The organism is Candidatus Angelobacter sp. (genome assembly GCA_035607015.1).
Classification (GTDB): Bacteria; Verrucomicrobiota; Verrucomicrobiia; order Limisphaerales; family AV2; genus AV2.
On record DATNDF010000455.1, the window covers coordinates 1 to 3,559 of the forward strand.

General features: G+C 57.3%; 4 protein-coding genes and 1 tRNA gene. 3 read left to right on the plus strand and 2 right to left on the minus strand.

What is annotated here, in order from left to right:
• Positions 1-694 (plus strand): prepilin-type cleavage/methylation domain-containing protein (locus tag VN887_18305; protein ID HXT41968.1); only part of this gene is annotated, 694 nt, incomplete at its 5' end.
• Between the two features lie 44 nt (positions 695-738).
• Here the strand turns inward: VN887_18305 and VN887_18310 are convergent.
• Positions 739-909, minus strand: coding sequence for a hypothetical protein (locus tag VN887_18310; GenBank protein HXT41969.1), 171 nt, complete (start codon positions 907-909; stop codon positions 739-741).
• Positions 910-1,549: 640 nt separating this feature from the next.
• Positions 1,550-1,623, minus strand: a tRNA-Gly gene (locus tag VN887_18315).
• A gap of 67 nt (positions 1,624-1,690) precedes the next feature.
• On the opposite strand from VN887_18315, the gene VN887_18320 reads away from it, so the two are divergent.
• On the plus strand, positions 1,691-3,103 hold the full coding sequence (locus VN887_18320) for a dihydroorotase (protein ID HXT41970.1): 1,413 nt from the start codon (positions 1,691-1,693) through the stop codon (positions 3,101-3,103).
• 49 nt (positions 3,104-3,152) lie between these two features.
• On the plus strand, positions 3,153-3,559 hold a 407-nt coding region (locus tag VN887_18325; protein ID HXT41971.1), incomplete at its 3' end, for a carbamoyl-phosphate synthase domain-containing protein.

Consider the following 3,559-nt stretch of genomic DNA (forward strand, 5'->3'; position numbering starts at 1 on the left):
TGCCATCATTGCGATTCTGGCGGGGATGCTCCTGCCCGCGCTGGCCCGCGCGAAGGAAGCCGGAAAGCGCATCGCGTGTGTCAACAATTTGCGGCAGCTCAGCCTGGCGACGGTGATGTACGTGGACGAGAACAACGGGAATTACCCGTCGCGGGAAAGCAGGGGTCGCTGGCCAAGCCAGTTGCGGGATGGCTACAAGGACTATCGCATCCTGAAGTGCCCGAGCGATGTGCCCAATCCGGTTTCCAGCGGAACCGATCCGATCAACTTTCCTTTCGATTCTACAAATCGAAGCTATATCATAAACGGTTGGAACGACTATTTCGAGGCAAGCATGGGCGCGTCCTTTGTTCCGCCGGCTCCGGTTGACAAAGGAATGATTGAATCCGGGATCAAGGAACCCAGTGAAACGATCGTATTCGGAGAAAAACATGGCGAGCCTCCAACTCCAAGCGACCCGACTCAACACGGGCATTTCTACATGGACTTTCTGGAGGGGATCGGCAACGACGTTACCGAAGTGGAACAGAGCCGTCATTCAACGGCATCGAAGAACTCGCGCGGCGGCGGGTCGGACTATGCGTTCGCAGATGGCAGCGTCCGGTTCCTCAAGTTTGGAAAATCGTTCATCCCGATAGACCTGTGGGCGACCGAGGACAAGTGGCGAACGAACGGAGCAGCGATGCAGTTTTGAAGGGACGTCTGGTCCGACGGGGGGCGAGCGCGGTGCGACGTTACTCAGTGACCGGCACAGGGAACCTGAAGTTTGTCCCAGTCCCTTCCGTTGTGACGGAAGATACTTGTGGTATCGCTTCCCTCCTTCAACAGGAAGCCCGTGGCGTCGTCCACGGTGTCAAACGCGAAAAGAATCTGCCCGCCATCGACCGCCAGCACTGGATGGTCTGACATCACGACTTTTTCGCCTATCCGTCCCGCGAACATAAGGGCGCTCAAAGCACAATCCATGCGGGGTCATGTACGCTATTAAAAATAAGAATGGTTAAGACGTAAAGAGCTGACACTCGGGAGGTCAACCCGGCGTTTCCACGTCAAAAGGAGGTCCGTTGAACGCGTCAAAGTTTGACTGCGCCCAGTCTTGAGGCGCCGGCGTAAAAATATAGGACACAGACCCGCCCGTTGAGCGGATGAGAGCGTCCGCATTCATTATTAAAACCCGCAAATACTCGCAGGCACGTCCAATGCTCCCCAAGTAAACATGACAACGACGCTGCTGGTAATAGGTGGGATTTGGATCACGCTATCGTTTGTATTTTGCCTCGGCCTATGCGCAGCGGCGGCAAGGCCACTGCCCGAGTTCGAAGGTGGTGGACGTCGCATCGCGCCGGATAGCCACGCGTCGGAAGCGATGGGCAATGCCGTCCTTTGCGCCCGGTAGATTTTCATAAACGCGCGTGCGACAGTGGAAGCGGCCTCGAGCAGGCCGCTTTTTTTTATCAAGGAGTTGGAAAGCCGGATTTGATTTACGGGCGCTTCCGCCGAGAAGATCGCAGTCCAAGCCACGTGAGGAAATGGGACGGCGGCGGAGAATTGGAGCGGGCGACGGGAATCGAACCCGCATGGCCAGCTTGGAAGGCTGGAACTCTACCATTGAGCTACACCCGCAACGCGCGCGGCATCATAACGGCGGCACTTGCGTTGTCAATCTGTGTCCGTGTATTCTTGGGCACACATGAGTTCGCTGCTCCTGACCGGGGGTCGTGTGATCGACCCTGCCGCCCGTTTCGACGCAATCGCAGATTTGTTCATTAACGAGGGGCGGATTGCCACCATTGGCCCGGAAGCCGGGGCTCAGGCATCCGCTGACTGTGAACGACTGGACGTGAGCGGAAAGATTGTATGTCCGGGTTTGATCGATCTGCATGTTCATTTGCGGGAGCCCGGTCAAACTGCCAAAGAAAACATTGCCACCGGAACGGCAGCGGCGGCTCGAGGCGGATTTACTTCGATCGTTTGCATGCCCAACACATCGCCGGCGATTGATAACGCCGGGACGGTGGCCTTGATCCGGGAACGCGCGGATCGCAACGGCGTAGTGAACGTTTTCATCACCGGGGCGATCACGAAAGGTATCATGGGAGAGGAACTGGCGCCCATCGGCTCGCTCAAACGGGCCGGCGTTGTGGCGATTACCGATGATGGCCATTGTGTGCAGAATAACGAACTGATGCGGCGCGCCCTTGAGTACGCGCTGATGTTCGATTTGCCGGTGATGGATCACTGCCAGGATTATTCGCTCGTCAGTGACGGAGTCGTAAACGAGGGCTACTGGAGCACGACGCTCGGTTTGCGTGGCTGGCCGGCAACCGGAGAGGAAATGATCGTGGCGAGAAACATCCAGCTCGCAGAATTGACCGGTGCTCACGTGCACTGCCAGCATTTAAGCGCAAGCGGGAGTGTGCGATTGATCCGGGAGGCCAAAAGGCGCGGGGTGCGGGTTTCCGCTGAAGCGTGCCCCCATCATTTCGTGCTTACCGACGCCGCAGTCGCCGGCAGTGAGAAGTTTTGGAATGACGATGGCAGGAGTGTTTTTGGGTACGACAAGAGTGACACGGCCGGGCCGGATTGGCCGGCGTACGACACCAATTTTAAAATGAATCCCCCCCTTCGCTCGGCACAGGATCGCGACTCGATCATCGAAGGCATCGCCGACGGGACGCTGGAGGTTCTCAGTAGTGATCACGCGCCACATTGTGACTACGAAAAGGAGGTCGAATTCGACTACGCGCCGTTTGGAATCACAGGGCTTGAAACGGAACTGTCGTTGTCGCTCATGCAATTGTATCACACAAAGCGCCTCGGCCTTTCCGACCTCATCGGGAAATTCACAGTGTCTCCCGCACGCCTGTTGCGCCTTGCCAAGGGCACGCTGGCCACAGGCAGTGACGCGGACGTGACCGTCTTCGATCCCGAGCGCGAATGGATTTTCGGTAAAGATCAAACCGCAAGCAAATCATTCAACAGTCCGTTTTACGGCTGGCGGCTGAAAGGAAAGGCGGTCACCACGATTGTGGGGGGGCGGGTGGTTTGGTGTGAAAAGTCGGCAACAACGGTCTCGCGCGGCCATTTCGCCATAAAGGCTTGACCGTCCGACGAACGCGTCTAGCATCTCGCGGCGATATGCGCGAGCATTGATGAAAGCGATTCTGGCCCTCGAAGACGGCACGGTTTTTCACGGAGACAGCTTTGGCGCGCGCGCGACCGCGTGCGGCGAGGTTTGCTTCAACACTTCCATGACAGGGTATCAGGAAATCCTGACGGACCCGTCGTACAAAGGACAGATCGTTGCGATGACGTATCCCCTGATTGGCAATTACGGAGTCAACCAGCAGGATGTGGAGTCCTGGAGGCCGCATGTGGCAGGATTTGTGATTCGCGAACTTTCGCCCGTGGTCAGCAACTGGCGGGCGGATTTTTCTCTGGCGGAGTACCTTGAAAAGCACGGCATTCCGGGCATACAGGGCGTTGATACGCGAGCCCTGACGAAGAGACTGCGGGTTGGGGGGGCGATGAAGGGCCTGATATCCACTGAAGGTGTTTC

Bases quoted from the DNA above. Each gene is read 5' to 3' on its own strand.
- VN887_18310 (HXT41969.1), bottom strand. From the start codon at position 909: ATGTCAGACCATCCAGTGCTGGCGGTCGATGGCGGGCAGATTCTTTTC.
- VN887_18320 (HXT41970.1), top strand. From the start codon at position 1,691: ATGAGTTCGCTGCTCCTGACCGGGGGTCGTGTGATCGACCCTGCCGCC.